This is a genomic window from Pseudomonas sp. 8BK (assembly GCF_902506475.1).
GTDB classification, from domain to species: Bacteria; Pseudomonadota; Gammaproteobacteria; order Pseudomonadales; family Pseudomonadaceae; genus Aquipseudomonas; species Aquipseudomonas anguilliseptica.
In genome coordinates this window covers 1,971,243-1,991,634 of the sequence record NZ_LR733252.1, presented here as the reverse complement: position 1 = coordinate 1,991,634, position 20,392 = coordinate 1,971,243, and the positions used below count along the sequence as shown (strand labels likewise).

Sequence of the window (20,392 nt, the reverse complement as noted above, 5' to 3'; positions counted from 1 at the left end):
CATTCATAACAAAAAGTCTCGGCTCGATGAGCTCCAGGAGACACGTAGTGAACAATCAGCTGGTTGACCCCTTCGGTCGGCGCATCACCTATCTACGGCTATCGGTTACCGATCGCTGTGATTTCCGCTGCACCTACTGCATGAGTGAGGACATGGTGTTCGCCCCACGCGAGCAGATCCTTAGCCTTGAAGAGCTCTATGCAGTGGCCGACGCCTTTATCGGCTTAGGGGTCAAACGCATCCGCATCACCGGTGGCGAGCCGCTGGTGCGCAAGAACCTGCTCAGCTTGCTGAATCGCCTGGGCCAGCGTCCTGAGTTGGACGACCTGGCCATCACCACCAATGGCTCGCAACTGGTCGAGCTGGCGCCGCAACTGCGCGCGGCCGGGGTCAAGCGCCTGAACGTCAGCCTGGATTCGCTGCAACGCGAGCGCTTTGCTGCGTTTACCCGTCGGGACAAACTCGATCAGGTGCTGGAAGGCATCGAGGTGGCGCGCGCGGCGGGTTTTCGCAAGATCAAACTCAACGCCGTGGTGCAGAAAAACCGTAACGATGACGAAGTGCTCGACTTGGTCGAGTTCGCCATGGCGCGCGGCCTGGACATCAGTTTTATCGAAGAAATGCCGCTGGGCAGTATTTCCAGCCATCAGCGCGAGCAGACCTTCTGCTCCAGCGATGAGGTGCGTGAACGCATCGAACAGCGTTATGCCCTGGTGCGTAGCAGCAAGCTGACCGGTGGACCGTCGCGCTACTGGCAGGTGGTTGGCAGCGACACCCAGGTCGGTTTTATCTCGCCCCATAGCCATAACTTCTGCGGCGACTGCAACCGCGTGCGGGTGACCGCTGAAGGCAAGCTGGTGCTCTGCCTGGGTCATGAGAATGCCCTGGACCTGAAAAGTCTGATGCGTGCCCACCCAGGTGATAGTCAGCGTCTGCGTGAGGCTCTGATGCAGGCTTTACAGTTGAAGCCTGAGCGTCATCACTTCGAGAGCGATGCCCAGGTGCAGGTGATTCGCTTTATGAGCATGACCGGTGGCTAGCCCTTAGCCGTTTCTTCACCGCCTTGGGCGGTTTCATTCGTTTCACTCTCACAATCTAAACAGGAGGTTTGCTGTGAAGCCCTTGCACGTCTGCAGTTTGTTCGCCGTTGTCTGTTCCAGCGCGGTCAGCGCTGAAAGTTATGTGATTGGTGTAGAGAAGCTGGCCTTTGCGCCGCACTACAGCATCGACGCACAAGGCCAGTATCAGGGCTTTGCCCGTGATCTGTTCGACCTGTTCGCGCAGACCAGTGGGGTGGAGCTGAGCTACAAGGTGTTGCCTGTTGAGCAGCTCTTGCCTGCGCTGCTCAGTGGCCAGGTGGATTTCAAATACCCCGACAGCGAAACCTGGGCGCAGGAGCAGAAGGCCGGCAAGACCCTGAGCTACAGTCAAGGCGTGGTCGAGTATGTCGATGGCGTGCTGGTTGCGCCGCAGCGCCATGGTCAGCCCATTGAGCAGATCAAGCGCCTGGCCATGGTCAATGGCTGGACGCCCTGGGGCTATCAGGAGCGGATTGATGCTGGGCAGATCGAACTGACCTACAGCGATGATCTGCGCCAGATGATCCGTCAGGCGCTGAAGAAGGATACTGACGGCGCTTACTTCAACGTGGTGGTGGCCACCCATTATCTGGACAACATCCGCGCGCGACCGGGCGCGCTGATCTTTGACGCGCAGTTGCCGCACAACCGTGGCAGCTTCAAGCTGTCGACCGTCAAACACGCGGCTTTTATGCAGCGGTTTGACCGCTTCCTGGTCGACCAACAGAGCGAAATTGCCGCGCTGAAAAGCCAGTACAAGGTCGAGGCCAATCTGGATGCCGAGCGCATCGGCCTGGAACAGTGGAAGCTGGATTTTATCGAGCGCAAAAAGCTCAAGGACGCCCATTCGCAGTGATGCGTTAAGACAACAAAAGCCGCTCCATGTGAGCGGTTTTTTTCTGCGTGTAGAAAGAGGCGAGACGCAATAAGAAAGGGGATGGCAACAATGCCATCCCCTTTTTGTCACAGGTTGCCGCCTACACGGCAACCCGCATCAAGCGCTTAGAACCTGTTTACGATCTCGCGAGCTAGAGCCCGGCAAGGCAAAAACAGGCAAGGAAGCGGAATGTACTGTTGTACTTGAGCAATACTCGCTTCGCTCGCCCTTCGGGTCGCGCTAAAGCGCGTTAGCCGCAAGCGGCTTCCGAGTCTGTTTTTAACGCAGCAGGGCCGACGCACAGCAGATCGTAAATGGTTCTTAGAAGTGATACTTCACCAGCGCTTGTACTGCAGTCTGATCGAAGCCATCGGTGGAGCCGTCGATTGGGCGGATGCCGTATTTGTTGTGCCACATGTTCAGCTCGGTACCGACATACAACTTACGACCTTCACCGAACAGCGCCTTGCCCGCATCCCATTTGATCTGGATCGAGGAGCCGACCGACGTCTGGGTGCCGGCATCGCTGGACGGGGCGCGCCAGTCGATATAGCCGTCGACCACAAAGTCCTGCTCGCCAATGGCGAACGGATAGGCGCCGCTTACGGTCAGCTGATAGGTGTGGCCGTTGCCCTTGTCCGATGCCTTGAAGTCATGATCGAAGAAGATGTGGTTATTGACCTTCACCGCATACAGATTGGCATTCAGGTAGGCGAAGCCTGGAGCGTTCCAGGCAGTGCCGATGCCATACAGGTAGTTTTCGGTGCCTGGGCCGCCGTTGCCTTTTTCATAGGTAAAGGCGGCGTAGACATCCTTCAGTGGACCTACGGACAGATCCTGGCCGGTCAGCCAGCTGAGGCTGACGCGTGGCGAGAACTCCATGTAGTAGAAGCTGCTTTTCTCTTTGACCTTGAGGTTGCCAAAGTTGCTGCCACGCGCCTGGCTGTTGTCGGCATCGATGTAGTCGAGGAAGAAGAAGGTGTCGCCCCAGGTCCAGCCGCTGGCGTTTTCCAGGGTGAAGGTACTTTGCGAGCGCTGCTCTTCAGCGTTGTTGTTCAGGCGCTGGAAGTTGCTGCCGTAGAGGTAGGAGAGGCTGGTGTCTTGCCAGAGGAAGGCATCGCTGGCCAAGGCTTGTTGACCGGAAAACAGTCCGGCCGCGAGGGCGATGCTATAGGGCAGGTGCTTCAGTTTCATCATGGGTTCCTTATTATTGGACTTACAAGGTTTCTTGAGCCTGCGGCGAACCGCAGGCTCAGTGAGGCAAAGAGGTGGTGGTTCAGCTGGTGCGCGGTGCCACGTTTAGTGCGTTGCGGCTGTTGTCCGGCGTATCGGTGTCACTGCCGTCCTGCGGGTTTTGCAGCACGGTGTGCAGATGGGCTTCGGGGTCGTAGTCGTTTTCTTCCAGCTGCAGGTGCTCTTCTGGCAAGAAGATGTTCAGCACAATGGCGCTGAAGGCACCGATGGTGATGGGCGAGCCGAAGATGTTCTTCAGTGCATCGGGCATCTGCGAGAGCACTTCCGGCACGGCTGCAACACCCAGGCCCAGACCCAGAGAGATGGCCACGATCAGCACGTTACGCCGGTGCAGGCCGGCCTCGGTGAGAATCTTGATGCCGGCGACGGCCACAGTGCCGAACATGATCAGGGTGGCACCACCGAGTACCGGTTTCGGCATCAGCTGCAATACCGCACCCACCGCCGGGAACAGGCCCAGCAGCACCAGGATGCCAGCGATATAGAAGGCCACGTGGCGGCTGGCCACGCCGGTCAGCTGGATCACGCCATTGTTCTGGCTGAAGGTGGTCATCGGCAGGCTGTTGAACATTGCCGCCATGGCTGAGTTGCAACCGTCGGCGAGTACCCCGGATTTGATCCGGCGCATATACAGCGGCCCTTTGACCGGCTGCTTGGAGATGATCGAGTTGGCCGTCAGATCGCCTGCAGTCTCCAACGGGGTGATCAGGAAGATCACGGCAATCGGTACAAACGCCACCCAGTCAAAATTGAAGCCGTATTTGAACGGCACCGGCACGCTGATCAGCGGCACCTGGGCCATGTTGGCGAAGTCCACCTTGCCGGTGAACCAGGCCACGGCAAAGCCCAGCGCCAGGCCGATGATCACGGCCGACAGGCGCACGACCTGCGATGGGAAACGGTTGAGGATCACAATGGTGACCAGCACCAGGCCACCTAGACCCAGGTGGTGCAGGGCGCCGAGATCCGCAGCGCCGTAGCCGCCAGCGATATCGGTCATGGCCACCTTGATCAGCGACAAGCCCATCAGGCAGATGATGGTACCGGTGACGACTGGGGTGATGACACGGCGCAGTTTGTTGATGAACTGGCTGAAGGCGATCTCGACAAAGGCTGCGCAGAAGCACACGCCAAAGATCGTCGAGAGAATTTCCTCCTCGCTGCCGCCACGGCCCTTGACGATAAACCCGGCGCTGAGAATCACGCTGAGAAAACCGAAGCTGGTGCCCTGCAGGCACAGCAAGCCGGAGCCGACCGGACCGATGCGCTTAGCCTGGATAAAGGTGCCGAGGCCGGATACGAACAACGCCATGCTGACCAGATACGGCACATGGGCGCCGAGGCCGAGGACGCCGCCGACAATCAGGGTAGGGGTGATGATGCCGACGAAGCTGGCCAGTACATGCTGCAGCGCGGCGAAGATCGCCGGGGCAAAGGCCGGGGTGTCATGCAGTTGGTAGATCAGGTCGTTGTTTGCCACAGGCGCAGCTGTGGTATCGGTGCTGTGAGTCGTGGTCATATCAGAGCCTGCCAGTTGTTTTTATACGGTCATGGGCTTGGCGAGGCTTCACGGCGCCTCTGTTCTGTACCTGGCGAGAAGTTGTCCGGCTGGTCAGAATGATTCTGACTATAGCAACTTGTTCACATCTATAAAAACAATTTATTTTAAAATTGTGCACAAAAAATGAACCGTCAGTCAGGTAGCTGAACCTGCCGTTCTGGGTTGAGATGCCCGGTTGGTTTTGAGGCTGAAAGCCAAGGGATTAGAGGCGGTTTGCATCACTGGCAGTCGCGTGCAGCGGGCTGTGGATGGCAATCAAGAAGGACGAATTGCAGCGCGGACGCTGGCGGGGGAGTCGACAGGAAAATGCCGCGCCCATGGCGCGGCATTTGGGTGGATCAGTTGAGCTGTGCGCCCTGGTCGATCCATGAGCCGATCAGCTCACGTTCTTCCTGGGTCATCTGGGTGATGTTACCCAGCGGCATGATCTGCGAAGCAACGCTTTGCGCATGGATCTTCGCGGCTTGCGCCTTGATCTGCTCTGGTGTGTCGAGGATAAAGCCGGCCGGCGGTGCGCTGAACATTGGGCTGCTGGGCGTAGCCGAGTGGCACACGCTGCAGCGTTCCTGAATCACGCTGTTGACCTGGGCAAAGTCGCCAGCGCCAGCTGCGGCTTTTGCTGGAACACTGGCCTCAGGAGCCGCTGCGGCTTCTGCCGATTTGCTGGCGGCTTCGGCCGCCTTGGCAGCAACTTCCGGATGACCGCTGATGCCCGTAGCCGGAACCGGAGCGTACTTGATCACTGCGGCTTGCGACTCCTGTGGTGCAGTAGCCTTCATGCTCGGGCCGGTGACAAAGGCCAGGCAGATCATTCCCAGTGCTGCGGCAGGCAGAGTCCAGACGTACTTGCTGCTGTCATGACGGGTGTTGAAGTAGTGGCGCACCAGTACCGCCAGCATCGCGATACCCGCCAGAATCAGCCAGTTGTACTGGCTGCCGTAGGTGCTCGGGAAGTGGTTGCTGATCATGATGAACAGCACCGGCAGGGTGAAGTAGTTGTTGTGGCGCGAACGCAGCAGGCCTTTGGCCGGCAGGGTTGGGTCCGGCGTGGTGTTGTCTTCGATGGCCTTAACCAGTGCGCGCTGCGCCGGCATGATGGTGAAGAACACGTTGCCGACCATGATGGTGCCGATGATCGCGCCAACATGGATATAGGCTGCGCGGCCGCTGAAGATCTGGCTGAAGCCGTAGGCGGCAGCGATGATCAGCACGAACAGCACGGCGCCGAGCAGAGCAGGCTGCTTGCCCAGCGGCGAATCGCAGAGGAAGTGATAGGCGATATAACCGGCAATCATCGAACCAAAGCCGATGACAATGGCCATTTCCGGGGCCAGATCAACGCCGGGCTTGACCAGGTACAGGCTCGGGTTGAGGTAGTAGACCACCAGCATCAGCGCCACGCCCGACAGCCAGGTGGCATAGGCCTCCCATTTGAACCAATGCAGGTTCTCCGGCATTTTTGGCGGGGCTAGCTTGTATTTTTCCAGGTGGTAGATACCGCCACCGTGAATCGCCCATAGGTCACCCGACAGACCTTCGCGGGGATTGCTGCGGTTGAGGTTGTTTTCCAGCCAGACGAAATAGAAGGATGCGCCGATCCAGGCGATGCCGGTGATCATATGGATCCAGCGGATACCCAGGTTCAGCCATTCAGTAAAATGCGCTTCCACAATCAGTACCTCTTTCCCAGTGCCGGCACGCCGGTGCTGGGCTTCTCTTATTGGTGGGGGGCGAGGAGCAGTTGCTCGTCGTCGGTAAAGAAATGCTCATCGCAGTTGTTGCCAGTACCACTGCGATCAACCACCAGGAAGTCATCCCGCTTTTCGATCGTCAGCACCGGGTGGTGCCAGACGCCGCGATGGTAATTAATGCCCTGCCTGCCGTTGCTGCGGAAGGCGCGGACCAACTCTGATTCAGGTGCATCGCCAACTGGCGCGACCACGATCAGAAAGGGGTTGCCGAGCAGTGGAATAAACGCCTGACTGCCCTGCGGATGGCGCTCCAGCATGCGAATGGTCAGCGGCATATCCAGGGCCTCGGCACTGAAGATGCTGATGATCGCCTTATCCTCTGGCTGTGCCGTTTCGACCGTGGCCAGTTTGTGATAGCGGCGAGTGGAGCCATTGTTGATCATGAAGAATTCGCTGCCATCGGTTTCGATAACGTCACCAAAGGGGGCGAAAGCTTCTTTGCTCAGCGGCTCGATGATCAATTTGCGCATGTTGGTCTTCTTGTTCGTTCGTTTATGCCCCTCTCCCAATGGGAGAGGGGTTTATTGGCTTACTTGGCGACTTTGCCGAACAGGCGCAGGCGGCTGATACCACCGTCCGGGAACACGTTCACCCGTACGTGAGTGATCGGGCCAAGTGCGTTGATCTGCTCGCTGAACTCATGTTCGGCGTGCATTTGCAGCTTCTGGCTCGGCAGCAGGTCGCGCCAGAACAGGCTCTGGGTTTCGATCTGGCTGTCGGTGCCGCCTTTGACGAAGGCGCCCTGAATCGAGCAGCTGTCCGGGTAGTTGCCTTTGAAGTGCAGGGTGTCGACGACGATGCGTTCGATCTCGCCCGGATGGCCGAGGGCGACGATTACCCAGTCATTGCCCGGTGTACGACGACGTGCGGTTTCCCAGCCGTCGCCCATGTTGATGCCACGGCCCGGGTTGAGGATGTTGCTCATGCGGCCGAAGTGTTCGTCCGAGCAGGCCAGGGCGCGACCGCCATTCAGTGCGGCTGCCAGGTCGATCTGCTCGTTGTCGCCAACGTTGCTCCAGTCGCGGAACGGTACGCCGTACACGCGCAGACGGGCGACGCCGCCGTCCGGGTAGATGTTGAAGCGCAGGTGGGTGAAGGCCTGGGCGTTATTGATTTCATGGTAGTGGTGGCTGTTGCCCTGCAGTTCGACGGCGCCCAGCACTTCAGTCCACTGGGTGGCGTCGGTCGGGTCGCCTTCAGCGACGAAGCAGCCTTCCAGGGACGCCGACGGCGGGAAGTTACCGGTGAAGAAGCTGGTGTCGATGTCCACCCCCTTGATCGAGCCCGGTACGCCCAGGCGGATGACCGCGCTGTCGTAACCTTCGAAGCGCTTGCGGCGCGACTCCCAGCCATCCATCCACTTGCCGTTGTCATCGAACACGCCCTCTTTCCAGACGGCCGGAGTCGGTTGGAACAGACGGTTAACGTCGGCGAACCAGTCGTCGGTGACCGAAATGGCCTTGGTGCCCAGGCGTGCGTCGGCGAGGTTGACGTATTTCTCAAAGGGTACGGCGTAAGCTTTCATGAAATGTCTGCCTTAGATGATGGCGTTGGGGAGAGCGGAGTGCTTGCGCCTTACAGCTGCTGCAAGCGGAACAGTGCGATCTTGTTGATCTCGGCCAGGGCACAGGCGAATTCCTGCTCCGGGGAGTTGTGAATCCGCTCCTCGAAGGCCGCCAGGATCTGGTGCCGATTGCTGCCTTTCACCGCCATGATGAAGGGGAAGCCGAACTTGGCCTTGTAGGCATCGTTCAGTTCGGTAAAGCGGGCGAACTCTTCTGCGGTGCATTCATGAATGCCCGCACCGGCCTGCTCCGAAGTCGAAGAGGCGGTCAACTCACCACGTACGGCTGCCTTGCCGGCCAGGTCCGGGTGAGCATTGATCAGTGCCAGCTGTGCAGCGTGGCTGGCACTGAGCAACAGATCGGCCATGCGCTGATGCAGGCCGTTAATTTCGTCGATGCTGGCGTCCGGGCTTCCGGCGTCCTGGCCCAGGTTGAAGGCCTTCTCCGCGACCCAGGGCGAGTGCTCGTAGATGTCGGCAAAGACCTTTACGAAGTCTTCACGGCTTAGGCGGGACGGAGTCAGGGTTTGAAAACGGCTCATTTCGAGCTCTCCTTGGATGGCTCTTGCAGCGGATGGGTCGCGTGCCAGTGTTTGGCGATGTCGACGCGGCGGGCGCACCAGACTTTTTCGTGGCTCTGCACGTATTCAAGGAAGCGCGCCAATGACGCCAGGCGTGCCGGGCGTCCGAGCAGGCGGCAGTGCATACCAATCGAAAGCATTTTCGGCGCGCCGGCCACACCTTCGGCATAGAGCACATCGAAGGCGTCTTTCAGGTATTCGAAGAAGTCATCACCCTTGTTGAAGCCCTGCACCTGGGTGAAGCGCATGTCGTTGGTGTCGAGTGTGTAAGGGATCACGAGGTGCGGTTTGTCCACGGTGCTGGCCGGATCCCAGTACGGCAGGTCGTCGTCGTAGGTGTCGCTGTCATACAGGAAGCCACCTTCTTCACGTACCAGGCGGCGGGTGTTCGGGCCGAGGCGGCCGGTGTACCAGCCCACCGGGTGTTCGCCGGTCAGTTCAGTGAGGATGCGAATGGCTTCGAGCATATGCTCGCGCTCTTCGGCTTCGCTCATGTTCTGGTAGTCAATCCAGCGATAGCCGTGGCTGCAGATCTCGTGGCCGGCGTCGGCCATCGCCTTGATCGCGTCCGGATGACGCTGCGCAGCCATGGCCACAGCAAAAATGGTCAGCGGGATGTTGTGTTTCTGGAACAGGTTGAGCAAACGCCAGACGCCAGCACGGCTGCCATACTCGTAGAGCGATTCCATGCACAGATTGCGCTGGCCCTGCAGCGGTTGGGCTGCGACCATTTCGGAGAGAAACGCCTCGGACTCCTTGTCACCGTGCAGGATGTTGCGTTCGCCACCTTCCTCGTAATTGAGCACAAAGGACAAAGCGATGCGTGCATCGTTCGGCCAGTGCGGGTGGGGCGGGTTGTTGGCGTAACCGATCAGGTCGCGTGGGTAGTCAGCGCTCACTGCAGTCTTCCTTCTTGCTGTTTGTGGCGGTCATTGGGCAGGCATGAATGCGTTGCACGACCGTGATGGGCTAATTGTATACAAAGTGCTTTGCATCTTGTAAATCTAAAATTCACTTATTTTGTGAAATTTTGCCTTAATGCTGAATCTGTCCGAATCGTCAGCTGTTTCTGTGCAAAAGCAGTGTTCGCAAGCACTTATGGCAAATTTATTGCCCGCTTATGGTGCGCAAAGCGGGCTTAATGAGCGGGTTATTGTGTACACTTTTTTGTAAAAGTGTCTTATTTTTGAGTTTCAACATGCTATGCTTGAGCTCAGTCGAGGCTGCTTAGCCTGATAAATCTGCCGAATTCAATAAAAGTAGAGGAGGTGCGGTGCCTGCGTTGGCTTATCTGCGTAGGTGCCCATAAGCGATGGGACGATTGACCACACACGTACTGGATGCCGCCCATGGTTGCCCGGGCAGCGAATTGAAGATTGAGTTGTACCGCGTTGAAGGGGCTCAGATGGAGCTGCTCAACAGCGTTGTCACCAACCATGACGGCCGCTGTGATGCGCCGGTGCTGCAGGGGGACGATTACCGCAGCGGGGTGTACCAGCTGCATTTCCATGCCGGCGATTACTACCGCGCACGCGGCGTCAAATTGCCAGAGCAGGCGTTTCTGGATGTCGTGGTGCTGCGCTTCGGCATCGATGCCGGGCAGGAGCATTACCACGTGCCGCTGTTGATTTCCCCTTACAGCTACTCCACCTACCGCGGTAGCTGAACCGGATGCTTGTCACCCTCTGACTCAATTTAAGAGTCCCTAGCCCGTCCACACTGCGGGCTTTTTTTTGCCTGCGATTCGGGTTGCGGCCATACACCTGGATGCAGAACGCTTTTTGTAGCCTGGAGGCATTCCGGAGAGATGTAGCGAGTGGTGAGCTACGTCTGGATCTACCTACGGACCGTGCGTCTGGGGTCAGCGTTGAGCTTCGCAGGCTCAGCGCCAACCTACTGTGCGTGGAATGCTTTTGTAGGTTGGTGCTGAGCGTAGCGAAGCCCAACAAATAAGACCCGGTCTACCTGCTTAGCAACGAAGCTGCACCTGCACCGCCGAACAAGCCCGCGCTGATGCGGTTGAACCACACCTGGCCCTTGCCCGAGCGCAGGTAGCGCGCGGCGCCCTGGGCGCTGAGGCCGTAAAACAGCTTGCAACACAGATCGAGCACCGCCCAGGTGGCGATCATCACCAGCAGCTGGCCCAGCATGGGCCGTTCAGCGCTGATGAACTGCGGCAGGAAGGCGGCAAAGAACAGAATGTCCTTGGGGTTGCTGGCGCCCAGGCCGAAGGCCTTCCAGAACATGGCGCGAAAGCTCGGATTGACTGGCTGCTCTTCGGCCGTCACCGGTTTGGCGGCCTTGCGTGATTCCTGCCAGCTCTGCCAGGCGAGGTAGAACAGGTACAGCGCGCCGACCAGCTTCAGCAGGCCGAACAGCTGCTCCGAAGCCAGTAGCAGTGCGCCAAGGCCAAGGGCTGAAGCACTCAATAAACAGATAGAAGCAGACACTCCGCCAATAAAGGCCGGGGCCGAGCGGCGCAGGTCGTAGTTGAGGCTGTTGCTGACCATCAACAGTGACAGTGGCCCCGGGATCAGAATCACCACCAGTGCAGCGCTTGCGAACAACAGCCAGGTTTCCAGGCTCATGAGCGATTCTCCAGATGCGCAAAAGCCCCGACGCGCGCGCCGGGGCTTGGTTACTCGCCGGCCAACCTTACAGGAAGGCGAACTTGGCAATAAAAATGATGCACAGAACGTACAGGCTTACCGATACCTTGTCGCGCTGACCGGTCAGCAGTTTCAGCGTCGCATAGGTCAGGAAGCCCAGGGCAATACCGTTGGCGATGGAGAAAGTCAGCGGCATCATGACCACGGTGACGATCGCCGGGATGGTGTCGGTGTGATCTTTCCAGTCGATATGCGCCATGCCGCTCATCATCAGCATCGCTACATAGATCAGTGCTCCAGCGGTGGCATAGGCGGGGATCATGCCGGCCAGCGGGGCAAAGAACATCGCGCAGAGAAACAGCACGCCCACAGCAACAGCGGTCAGGCCGGTACGGCCACCGGCAGCAACGCCTGCAGCACTTTCCACATAGCTGGTTACCGGTGGGCAACCGACCATGGCACCAACCACGCTGGAGGTACTGTCAGCCTTGAGGGCCTTGGACAGGTTCTGGATCTTGCCGTCTTCATCCACCAGGTTGGCGCGATGGGCAACGCCCATCAGGGTGCCAGCGGTGTCGAACATGTTGACGAAGAGGAAGGCCAGAATCACGCTGACCATGGCAACGTTGAAGGCACCTGCGATGTCCATGGCCATAAAGGTCGGAGCAAGGCTCGGTGGCATGGAAACCAGGCCGTTGTATTCAACCAGGCCCAGTGCCCAGCCCAGAGCGGTGACGCCGAGCATGCTGAACAGAATGGCGCCAAACACGTTGCGGTGACTCAGCACGGCAATCAGCAGAAAGCATATGGCCGCCAGGATCGCGCTCGGTTCACCGAACGAGCCCATGGTCAGCAGCGTTGCTGGGCTGTCGACAACGATGCCAGCAGTCTTCAGACCGATCAGCCCGAGGAACAGACCCACCCCCGCACCCATGGCAAAACGCAGGCTCATGGGAATGCTGTTGAGCAGCCATTCGCGGATCTTCGACAGGCTCATGATCATAAACAGCACGCCGGAGATGAATACCGCGCCGAGGGCGATCTGCCAGCTGTAACCCATTTCGCCGACCACGGTGTAGGTAAAGAAGGCATTGAGGCCCATTCCGGGTGCCAGGCCAACTGGCCAGTTGGCATACAGCCCCATCAGGAAGCAACCGATAGCTGCGCCAATACAGGTGGCGACAAAGGCTGCGCCATGGTCGACGCCGGCCGAAGCCATGATGTTGGGGTTAACGAAGATGATGTAAGCCATGGTGACGAAAGTCGTCAGGCCCGCCAGCAGCTCGGTTTTGATTGTGGTGCGGTGTTCGGTCAGCTTGAAGAAGCGGTCAAGCAGACCGGGTTTGATCAGGTCTTGCATCTGCGTCGCCTGTTGTTCTTGTTTAGCGCTTTCCACAGGGGTACTCCTCATCTCTTGTTGTGTGCCACCCAGAGCCTGTGCTGCGCACTGCTCGACTCTTGAGGTAGGTGGTGTTTTTTTGCCTTGCTGGCGTGCTTAGCTGACCTATCGGTCAAGAAATAACACTGAGGCCGATTATGATGTTGTATACAAAAAAAGCAAATAATGTTTCTGGTTAAAATTCGGTATGCACACGGTTTTTTCACCTATGGATTAGCCATGCTTTCTACGCTGTGTATCGGAGTGTTCACCAATGCAGTCAGGCAAAGCGCTTACAGCACCGTGATTGGCGGCGGTTCAGCATTATTTGCCGCTGCGTTGGTGCAGAAATGGCGAGCCGTCTTGAGCGTTGCTAAGCAGATTCTCGAACAAGAAAAAGGCTGCATATAAGCAATTATTCTGGCCACTTCGGATGAGGCGGCCGAGGAGTGCGCCTGGAAAGCGCGTGCAAATACACGTTTGCACGACCGTTATGCATTGGTAGCGGTGTACGCATTGATCACATTGTGTACAATGCAAGGGCTTTTTATTTGTGACTTTTTACTGATGTGCTGCTTGCCAGAAGGCGGGGGAGACACAGTAGAGTTGCATCAGCAACCGCCGAATCCAGATCACGCGAGCCACAATGAACGAACAATTGCAGCCCCTTAAGAAGCAGACGCGCGAAGGCAAGAGCACTCGCAGCGGGACTCAGGACGATGTCGTTTACGCCCATATCTTCGATGCCATTCTCGAGCAGCGTCTAGCTCCTGGCACCAAGCTCAGTGAAGAGGCGCTCGGTGAAATCTTCGGCGTCAGTCGCACCATTATTCGTCGTGCATTGTCACGCCTGGCCCATGAAGGCGTGGTTCTGCTGCGCCCGAACCGTGGCGCGGTGGTGGCCAGCCCGGGGGCCGAAGAAGCCCGGCAAATCTTCTATGTGCGCCGCATGATCGAGCGGGCGATTACCGAATTGGCCTGCAAGAATGCCAAGCCGGAGCAGATTGCCGCGCTGCGCCAGATGGTGATCGATGAGCGCGACTGTTTTGCCCGTGGTGACCGTGGCATGGGTATTCGCCTATCCGGTGAGTTCCACTTGAAACTGGCGGAAGCGGCCGGCAACCTGACCCTGCTGGGCTTTCTGCGCAGCCTGATTTCGCAGACCTCGCTGATCATCGCCCTGTACGAAAGCAACAGCCGCACCCATTGCTCGGATGCCGAGCATGATCAGGTGATTGATGCCATCGAAGCAGGCAATGTTGAAGTGGCCGTGGACCTGATGATGCGCCATATGGACAGCGTTGACGCCAAGCTCAATCTGGATGGCGAAACCGCCTCTGATGACCTGCACGCGGTGTTCTCGCACCTGTTGCCAGGCAGCAAGAAGAAAGCTGCAAGTCGCTAAGCAGCGTAACCACCACCACAAAAAAGCCCGCTTAATCAGCGGGCTTTTTTGTGGTGGTGGTTTATCAACCAGGCTTAGTCGCGGCGATGCACTGACTGGCCGGCGGCGAAGGTTTCCTTCACTGCGCGGTCGTCGCCTAGCATGGTCAGGGCGAAGAGTTTTTCGTCCAGGGTTTTGGCCTGTTGCATGCGGTAGCTGATCAGCGGTGTGGCGTTGTAATCGAGCACCACGAAGTCGGCGTCTTTGCCGCTTGCGAAGTTGCCAATCTTGTCGTCCAGGTACAGCGCATTGGCACCGCCGAGGGTCGCCAGGTACAGCGACTTGAACGGGTCGAGCTTCTTGCCCTGCAGCTGCATGACCTTGTAGGCCTCGTTCAGCGATTGCAGCTGGCTGAAGCTGGTGCCCGCGCCGACATCGGTGCCCAGGCCGACGCGCACGCCGTGCTCTTCGAGCTTGTTGAGGTCGAACAGGCCGCTGCCGAGGAACAGGTTGGAGGTCGGGCAGAAGGCCACGGCCGAGCCGGTTTCGGCCAGGCGTTTGCACTCGTCGTCGCAGAGATGCACACCGTGGGCGAATACCGAGCGGGCGCCGATCAACTTGTAGTGGTCGTACACATCCAGGTAGCCCTTGCGCTCGGGGAACAGCGCCTTGACCCATTCGATCTCCTTGTGGTTCTCGGACAGGTGGGTGTGCATATACAGGTCCGGGTACTCGCCCAGCAACTTGCCAGCCAGGGTCAGTTGCTCCGGGGTGCTGGTCGGGGCGAAGCGTGGGGTCACGGCGTAGTGCAGGCGGCCCTTGCCGTGCCAACGTTCGATCAGCTCCTTGCTGTCGGCGTAGCCGGATTCCGGGGTGTCGGTGAGGTAGTCCGGGGCGTTGCGGTCCATCAGCACCTTGCCAGCGATCATGCGCAAATTGAGTGCCTGAGCAGCCTCGAAGAAGGCGCCTACCGACTGCTTGTGCACGGTGCCGAACACCAGCGCGGTGGTGGTGCCGTTGCGCAGCAGCTCTTTCAGGAAAATACCGGCCACATCCGCAGCATGGGCCTTGTCGGCAAACTGCTGTTCGGTGGGGAAGGTATAAGTGTTCAGCCAATCCAGCAGCTGTTCGCCGTAGGAGGCGATCATCCCGGTTTGCGGGTAGTGGATATGGGTGTCGATAAAGCCGGGGGTGATCAGCGCGTCGCGGTATTCGGTGATTTCCACGCCCTTGAGCGTTGGCAGCAGGTCGGCGGCATGGCCGACTTTGGCCACCTGACCGTTATCGACGACCAGCACACCGTCTTCGAAATACTCATAGGATTGCTCAACGCCCACCACGGCAGGGTCGGCAATGCTGTGCAGGATGGCGGCGCGGTAGGCTTTCACTGGGCTAGTCATGTAACGCTGATCTCAATCTATGGAGTTGGTCGCTCAGGCGCGCGGGCACCTGGGCAGATAGTCAGGCCTGGCTTCGGCGAGAGGCGGGCAGCAGCTTGGCGACGCTGGGCTGGCCCTTTTTGCTCTCTTGGCCAAAGGCCGCGTTGTAAGTGGCGATTACTTCGCCGGCGATGGATACGGCTATTTCCACCGGTAACTTGCCTTTCACCTCGGCAATGCCCATGGGGCAACGCATGCGCGCGACAATGCCTGGGTCGAAACCGCGATCACGAAGGCGGTGTTCGAATTTGGCGCGTTTGGTCTGCGAGCCGATCAGGCCGTAGTAGGCAAAGTCGTTGCGCTTGAGGATTGCGGCGGTCAGCTCCAGGTCGAGCTGGTGGTTGTGGGTCATGACGATAAAGTAGCTGCCGGCGGGCATGCGTTCGATCTCGTCGATCACCTCTTCATTGACCACTTTTTCCACACCTGCAGGGATCTGCTCAGGAAACTCGCTTTCCCGCGAGTCGATCCAGCGCACCTTGCATGGCAGGCTGGCGAGCAGCGGTACCAGGGCTCGGCCAACATGGCCGGCACCGAATACGGCAATTTGCGCCTGCGGTTGGCCCATCGGTTCAAACAACAGCACGGTGGCACCGCCACAGCACTGGCCAAGGCTGGCGCCGAGGCTGAAACGCTCCAGGCGGGTGTCCTGGCTGCGGGTGCTGAGCATTTCGCGGGCCAGCTCCATCGCCTTGAATTCCAGGTGACCTCCACCGATGGTCTCGAAGATGCGGTCAGCGGTGACCACCATTTTCGAGCCGGCATTGCGCGGGGTTGAGCCGCGCTCTTCGATGATGGTTACCAGCACGCAGGGTTCGCCGCGTTGCTGCAGGTCGGCGAGGGCGCTGATCCAGCTCATTTGCTCAGCCTCCAGGAAGGCGTGGTCTGTCCGGGGCGCGGCAAGCGCCAGTTGCTCGGTGACGGATCCAGTATGGGAACGGGTATCGGTCGGGGTGTCTGGGTTTTTGGCTCGGTGTGTTTTGTCATTGTTGTACACCTGTATGTGCAGTGCCTGGGTGGGTGACCACCCAGGCGGTTTGGCATTACGCCGGTTCAACCTCTGCGGCGGCCGCCGACTTGGCGGTCTGCTGCAGTTTCTTCATTTGCTCCACCCCCCAGAGCACACGCTCAGGCGTGGCCGGGGCGTCGATCTGCGGTTGTACGCGGTAGTCAGCCAGGCTGGCCACGGCGTCCTTGATGGCACACCACACGGCGATGCCGAGCATAAACGGCGGCTCGCCGACGGCTTTGGAGTGGAACACGGTGTCTTCCGGGTTCTTGCGGTTTTCCACCAGGTTGACACGCAGGTCCAGCGGCATGTCGGCAATGGCCGGGATCTTGTAGCTGGCCGGACCATTGGTCATCAGCTTGCCCTTGCCGTTCCACACCAGCTCTTCCATGGTCAGCCAACCCATGCCCTGCACGAAGGCACCTTCGACCTGACCGATATCGATGGCCGGATTCAGCGATGCGCCGACGTCATGCAGGATGTCGGTGCGCAGCATCTTGTACTCGCCCGTCAGGGTGTCGACGATCACCTCGGAGCAGGCGGCGCCGTAGGCGAAGTAGTAGAACGGGCGGCCGGCGGCCTTGTCGCGGTCGTAGTAGATCTTCGGCGTGCGATAAAAACCGGTGCTGGAGAGCGATACCTGGCCGAAATAGGCCTTCTGGATCACTTCCTCGAAGCTCAGGAACAGGTCGCGTACGCGCACCTGGCTGTTGCGGAACTCCACGTCTTCCGGGGTGACCTTGTATTCGCGCACCAGGAAATCAACCAGGCGCTGCTTGAGGGTTTCGGCGGCGTTCTGCGCGGCCTTGCCGTTCAGGTCGGCACCCGAGGAGGCGGCTGTCGGCGAGGTGTTCGGCACCTTGTCGGTGTTGGTCGCGGTGATCTGGATGCGCGAGATGTCCACCTGCAGCACTTCGGCGACGATCTGCGCGACCTTGGTGTTGAGACCCTGGCCCATCTCGGTGCCGCCGTGGTTCAGGTGGATCGAACCGTCGGTGTAGATATGGATCAGCGCGCCAGCCTGGTTGAGAAAGGTGGCGGTAAAGCTGATGCCGAATTTCACCGGGGTCAGCGCCAGGCCTTTCTTCAATACCGGGCTCTTGGCGTTGAACGCGCGGATTTCTTCGCGGCGCTTGGCGTAGTCACTGCTGGCTTCCAGCTCGGCGGTCATCTCGTGGATAACGTTGTGCTCGACGGTCTGGTGGTAGTGGGTGACGTTGCGCTCGGTCTTGCCGTAGTAGTTGAGCTTGCGTACTTCCAGCGGGTCTTTGCCCAGGCTGCGCGCGACCGCATCCATGATCTCCTCGATGGCGACCATGCCCTGCGGGCCGCCGAAGCCGCGGTAGGCGGTGTTCGACGCGGTGTTGGTCTTGCAGCGGTGGCCATTGATGGTGGCGTTGCCGAGGAAGTAGGCGTTGTCGGAGTGGAACATTGCACGGTCGACGATCGAGCCGGACAGGTCCGGCGAATAACCGCAGTTGCCGGCCAGTTCAATCTCGATACCGTGCAGCAGGCCGTTATCGTCAAAGCCGACGTCGTACTCGACGTAGAACGGATGACGTTTGCCGGTGATCTGCATGTCTTCGACGCGCGGCAGGCGCATCTTGGTCGGCCGGCCGGTGAGGTGGGCGATCACCGCACACAGGCACGCCGGGCCGGCGGCCTGGGTTTCCTTGCCGCCGAAGCCGCCACCCATGCGGCGCATGTCGATGACGATCTTGTGCATCGGAACGCCGAGCACTTCAGCCACCAGCTTCTGCACTTCGGTGGCGTTCTGCGTCGAGGTGTAGATGATCATGCCGCCGTCTTCGGTGGGCATAACCGAAGAAATCTGGGTTTCCAGGTAGAAGTGCTCCTGGCCGCCGATATGCAGGCTGCCTTGCAGGCGACGTGGCGCAGTGGCCAGTTCGGCGCTGGAATTGCCGATCTTGTGCTGGTGGCTGTCGAGGACGAAATGCTTCTTGCGCAGCGCATCGACCACATCCAGCACCGGCTCAAGGTCTTCGTACTCGATGATTGCCGCCATGGCCGCCTTGCGTGCGGTTTCCAGGCTATCGGCACCTACGGCCAATACCACCTGACCAACGTATTCAACCTTGCCGTCCGCCAGCAGCGGGTCACCAGCCACGACCGGGCCGATGTCCAACTGGCCAGGTACGTCATCCTTGGTGATGGCAATCGCCACGCCCGGAATGGCGTAGCAGGGGCTGGTATCGATGCTGACGATACGCGCGTGGGCGCGGTCGCTCATGCGGGCATAGACGTGCAGCTGATTGGGGAACTCCAGGCGGTCGTCGACGTAGATGGCTTCGCCGGAGACGTGCTTGTCCGCGCTTTCATGTTTGACGCTCTTGCCGACGCCTGTGGTGATGTCGGCGCGGAACAGTTCGGCCAGTTCGGCCTGGCTTTTAATTACATGATGATTAGACATACGCGGTCACCCGGGTTTCGACTTCGGGAGCTTGCAGCTCGAGGAAGAATTTACGCAGCAGATTCTGTGCAGTGAGCAGGCGGTATTCCTTGCTGGCGCGGAAGTCACTGAGCGGGGTGAAATCCTCGGCCAATGCAGCGCAGGCGCGTTCGATCACGCCCGGGTACCAGGCTGCGCCTTGCAGTGCGGCTTCACAGGCAGCAGCGCGTTTCGGGATTGCGGCCATGCCACCGAAGGCGATGCGGGCGCTTTGCACCACGCCATCTTCGACGACCAGGTTAAAGGCCGCGCATACGGCGGAAATATCATCGTCCAGACGCTTGGACACCTTGTAGGCGCGGAACGCCTGATTGGCCTGATGGCGCGGCACAATGATCTTCTCGATAAATTCGGCTTCCTGACGGGCAGTTACCTTGTAATCGAGGAAGTAATCTTCAAGCGGCAGGGTGCGGCTGCTGTTGCCTTTGCGCAGGACGATCTGCGCGCCGAGGGCGATCAGCAGCGGCGGGGTGTCGCCAATTGGCGAGGCGTTGCCGATATTGCCGCCCAGGGTGCCCTGGTTGCGGATTTGCAGGGAGGCAAAACGGTGCAGCAGCTCGCCGAAGTCCGGGTAGTCCTGGGCCAGAGCAGCGTAGCAATCGGAGAGGGCAGTGGCGGCGCCGATTTCGATGCTCTCGGCGGTCACTTCGACGCGCTTCATCGCTTCGATATGGCCAACGTAGATCATCACCGGCAGTTCGCGGTGGAACTGGGTGACTTCTAGCGCCAGGTCAGTGCCGCCAGCCAGCAAGCGCGCTTCCGGGTTGGCTGCGTAGATATCGGCGAGGTCCGCCACAGTCAGCGGCAACAGGCAGCGTTTGTCGCCACTGTTAAGTTCGGCAGTATCCTGCGGGGCAATGGCTTTCAGTTGCGCGACGGTTTGCGCTTCGGCAGCGTCGAACTGGTCTGGCTGCATCTGGCAGCAGGCCTGTTCGGCGGCATCGATAATCGGGCGGTAGCCGGTGCAGCGGCACAGGTTGCCGGCCAGGGCTTCCATGGTGTCGGCCTTGTCGAAGCCGCTGCTGTTCTTCTGCAGGGCGAACAGCGACATGACGAAGCCCGGGGTGCAGAAGCCGCATTGCGAGCCGTGGCAGTCGACCATGGCCTGTTGCACACTGTGCAGTTTGCCCTGGTGCTTGAGGTCTTCAACCGTGATCAGCTGTTTGCCGTGCAGGCTGGAAACGAAGGTCAGGCAGGAGTTGAGGGTGCGATAACGCACGCGTTCGCCATCCAGCTCACCGACCACCACGGTGCAGGCACCGCAGTCGCCAGAGGCGCAGCCTTCTTTGGTTCCGGATTTGCCGACATGCTCACGCAGGTAATTGAGCACGGTGACGTTTGGGTCGAGGGCATGCTCAGTACGCAGCTCCCGGTTGAGTAAAAACTGGATCAAGGACGACCTCCAGGCACTTTATTGTTCTCGTATCAGGCTCTGC

The 20,392-nt window shown here is 59.3% G+C and carries 18 protein-coding genes; 5 read left to right on the top strand and 13 right to left on the bottom strand.

The window, feature by feature from the left end; all coding sequences use genetic code 11:
- The first annotated feature begins 47 nt into the window (after positions 1-47).
- Both moaA and ACIN8IBEIGE_RS09110 read left to right on the top strand, forming a co-directional pair.
- Complete coding sequence (moaA, locus tag ACIN8IBEIGE_RS09115; protein WP_372239982.1) at positions 48-1,040, top strand: GTP 3',8-cyclase MoaA; 993 nt, start codon at positions 48-50, stop codon at positions 1,038-1,040.
- A 73-nt stretch (positions 1,041-1,113) separates the two neighbouring features.
- Positions 1,114-1,935, top strand: coding sequence for a transporter substrate-binding domain-containing protein (locus ACIN8IBEIGE_RS09110; RefSeq protein WP_160014357.1), 822 nt, complete (start codon positions 1,114-1,116; stop codon positions 1,933-1,935).
- 342 nt (positions 1,936-2,277) lie between these two features.
- Here ACIN8IBEIGE_RS09110 and ACIN8IBEIGE_RS09105 read toward each other — a convergent pair whose 3' ends face one another.
- The 7 genes from ACIN8IBEIGE_RS09105 to puuE form a co-directional block, all read right to left on the bottom strand.
- A complete protein-coding gene (locus ACIN8IBEIGE_RS09105) occupies positions 2,278-3,150 on the bottom strand; it encodes an outer membrane protein OmpK (protein WP_160014356.1) in 873 nt (290 codons plus the stop codon).
- Between the two features lie 82 nt (positions 3,151-3,232).
- Entirely contained in the window at positions 3,233-4,729 is a 1,497-nt protein-coding gene (locus ACIN8IBEIGE_RS09100; RefSeq protein WP_256665080.1) for a nucleobase:cation symporter-2 family protein, read from the bottom strand.
- A gap of 380 nt (positions 4,730-5,109) precedes the next feature.
- On the bottom strand, positions 5,110-6,441 hold the full coding sequence (locus ACIN8IBEIGE_RS09095; RefSeq protein WP_160014355.1) for a urate hydroxylase PuuD: 1,332 nt from the start codon (positions 6,439-6,441) through the stop codon (positions 5,110-5,112).
- Positions 6,442-6,488: 47 nt separating this feature from the next.
- Entirely contained in the window at positions 6,489-6,992 is a 504-nt protein-coding gene (locus ACIN8IBEIGE_RS09090) for an ureidoglycolate lyase (protein WP_160014354.1), read from the bottom strand.
- Between the two features lie 59 nt (positions 6,993-7,051).
- Positions 7,052-8,047, bottom strand: coding sequence for an allantoicase (gene alc, locus ACIN8IBEIGE_RS09085; protein ID WP_160014353.1), 996 nt, complete (start codon positions 8,045-8,047; stop codon positions 7,052-7,054).
- 50 nt (positions 8,048-8,097) lie between these two features.
- Positions 8,098-8,628 carry a 2-oxo-4-hydroxy-4-carboxy-5-ureidoimidazoline decarboxylase gene (uraD, locus tag ACIN8IBEIGE_RS09080; RefSeq protein ID WP_160014352.1) on the bottom strand — a complete coding sequence of 177 codons (531 nt, stop codon included), beginning with the start codon at positions 8,626-8,628 and terminating at the stop codon, positions 8,098-8,100.
- Positions 8,625-9,566 carry an allantoinase PuuE gene (puuE, locus tag ACIN8IBEIGE_RS09075; RefSeq protein WP_160014351.1) on the bottom strand — a complete coding sequence of 314 codons (942 nt, stop codon included), beginning with the start codon at positions 9,564-9,566 and terminating at the stop codon, positions 8,625-8,627. The genes uraD and puuE overlap by 4 nt, the downstream gene beginning before the upstream one ends.
- Positions 9,567-9,979: 413 nt before the next feature.
- Here puuE and uraH point away from each other — a divergent pair, with 413 nt between their 5' ends.
- Entirely contained in the window at positions 9,980-10,333 is a 354-nt protein-coding gene (gene uraH / locus ACIN8IBEIGE_RS09070; RefSeq protein ID WP_090253575.1) for a hydroxyisourate hydrolase, read from the top strand.
- Between the two features lie 295 nt (positions 10,334-10,628).
- Here the strand turns inward: uraH and ACIN8IBEIGE_RS09065 are convergent, their stop codons facing one another.
- Both ACIN8IBEIGE_RS09065 and ACIN8IBEIGE_RS09060 read right to left on the bottom strand, forming a co-directional pair.
- Complete coding sequence (locus tag ACIN8IBEIGE_RS09065; RefSeq protein ID WP_160014350.1) at positions 10,629-11,255, bottom strand: LysE family translocator; 627 nt, start codon at positions 11,253-11,255, stop codon at positions 10,629-10,631.
- A gap of 67 nt (positions 11,256-11,322) precedes the next feature.
- Complete coding sequence (locus ACIN8IBEIGE_RS09060) at positions 11,323-12,672, bottom strand: NCS2 family permease (RefSeq protein ID WP_372239981.1); 1,350 nt, start codon at positions 12,670-12,672, stop codon at positions 11,323-11,325.
- 168 nt (positions 12,673-12,840) lie between these two features.
- Between ACIN8IBEIGE_RS09060 and ACIN8IBEIGE_RS09055 the strand changes: the two genes are divergently transcribed.
- Together ACIN8IBEIGE_RS09055 and ACIN8IBEIGE_RS09050 are read left to right on the top strand one after the other, a co-directional pair.
- A complete protein-coding gene (locus ACIN8IBEIGE_RS09055) occupies positions 12,841-13,065 on the top strand; it encodes a hypothetical protein (protein ID WP_160014348.1) in 225 nt (74 codons plus the stop codon).
- 235 nt (positions 13,066-13,300) lie between these two features.
- On the top strand, positions 13,301-14,059 hold the full coding sequence (locus ACIN8IBEIGE_RS09050) for a GntR family transcriptional regulator (protein ID WP_090253579.1): 759 nt from the start codon (positions 13,301-13,303) through the stop codon (positions 14,057-14,059).
- Between the two features lie 74 nt (positions 14,060-14,133).
- Here ACIN8IBEIGE_RS09050 and guaD read toward each other — a convergent pair whose 3' ends face one another.
- From guaD to xdhA, 4 genes are all read right to left on the bottom strand, one after another.
- Entirely contained in the window at positions 14,134-15,438 is a 1,305-nt protein-coding gene (guaD, locus tag ACIN8IBEIGE_RS09045; protein ID WP_160014347.1) for a guanine deaminase, read from the bottom strand.
- 61 nt (positions 15,439-15,499) lie between these two features.
- Positions 15,500-16,336: a xanthine dehydrogenase accessory protein XdhC gene (xdhC, locus tag ACIN8IBEIGE_RS09040; RefSeq protein ID WP_160014346.1), complete on the bottom strand. Its 837-nt coding sequence runs from the start codon at positions 16,334-16,336 to the stop codon at positions 15,500-15,502.
- Between the two features lie 184 nt (positions 16,337-16,520).
- Entirely contained in the window at positions 16,521-18,917 is a 2,397-nt protein-coding gene (xdhB, locus tag ACIN8IBEIGE_RS09035) for a xanthine dehydrogenase molybdopterin binding subunit (RefSeq protein ID WP_160014345.1), read from the bottom strand.
- The gene (gene xdhA, locus ACIN8IBEIGE_RS09030; protein ID WP_160014344.1) at positions 18,910-20,349 is read right to left on the bottom strand and encodes a xanthine dehydrogenase small subunit; all 1,440 of its coding nucleotides are present in this window, start codon (positions 20,347-20,349) and stop codon (positions 18,910-18,912) included. Before xdhA ends, xdhB begins: the two co-directional genes overlap by 8 nt.
- Between the last annotated feature and the right edge of the window lie 43 nt (positions 20,350-20,392).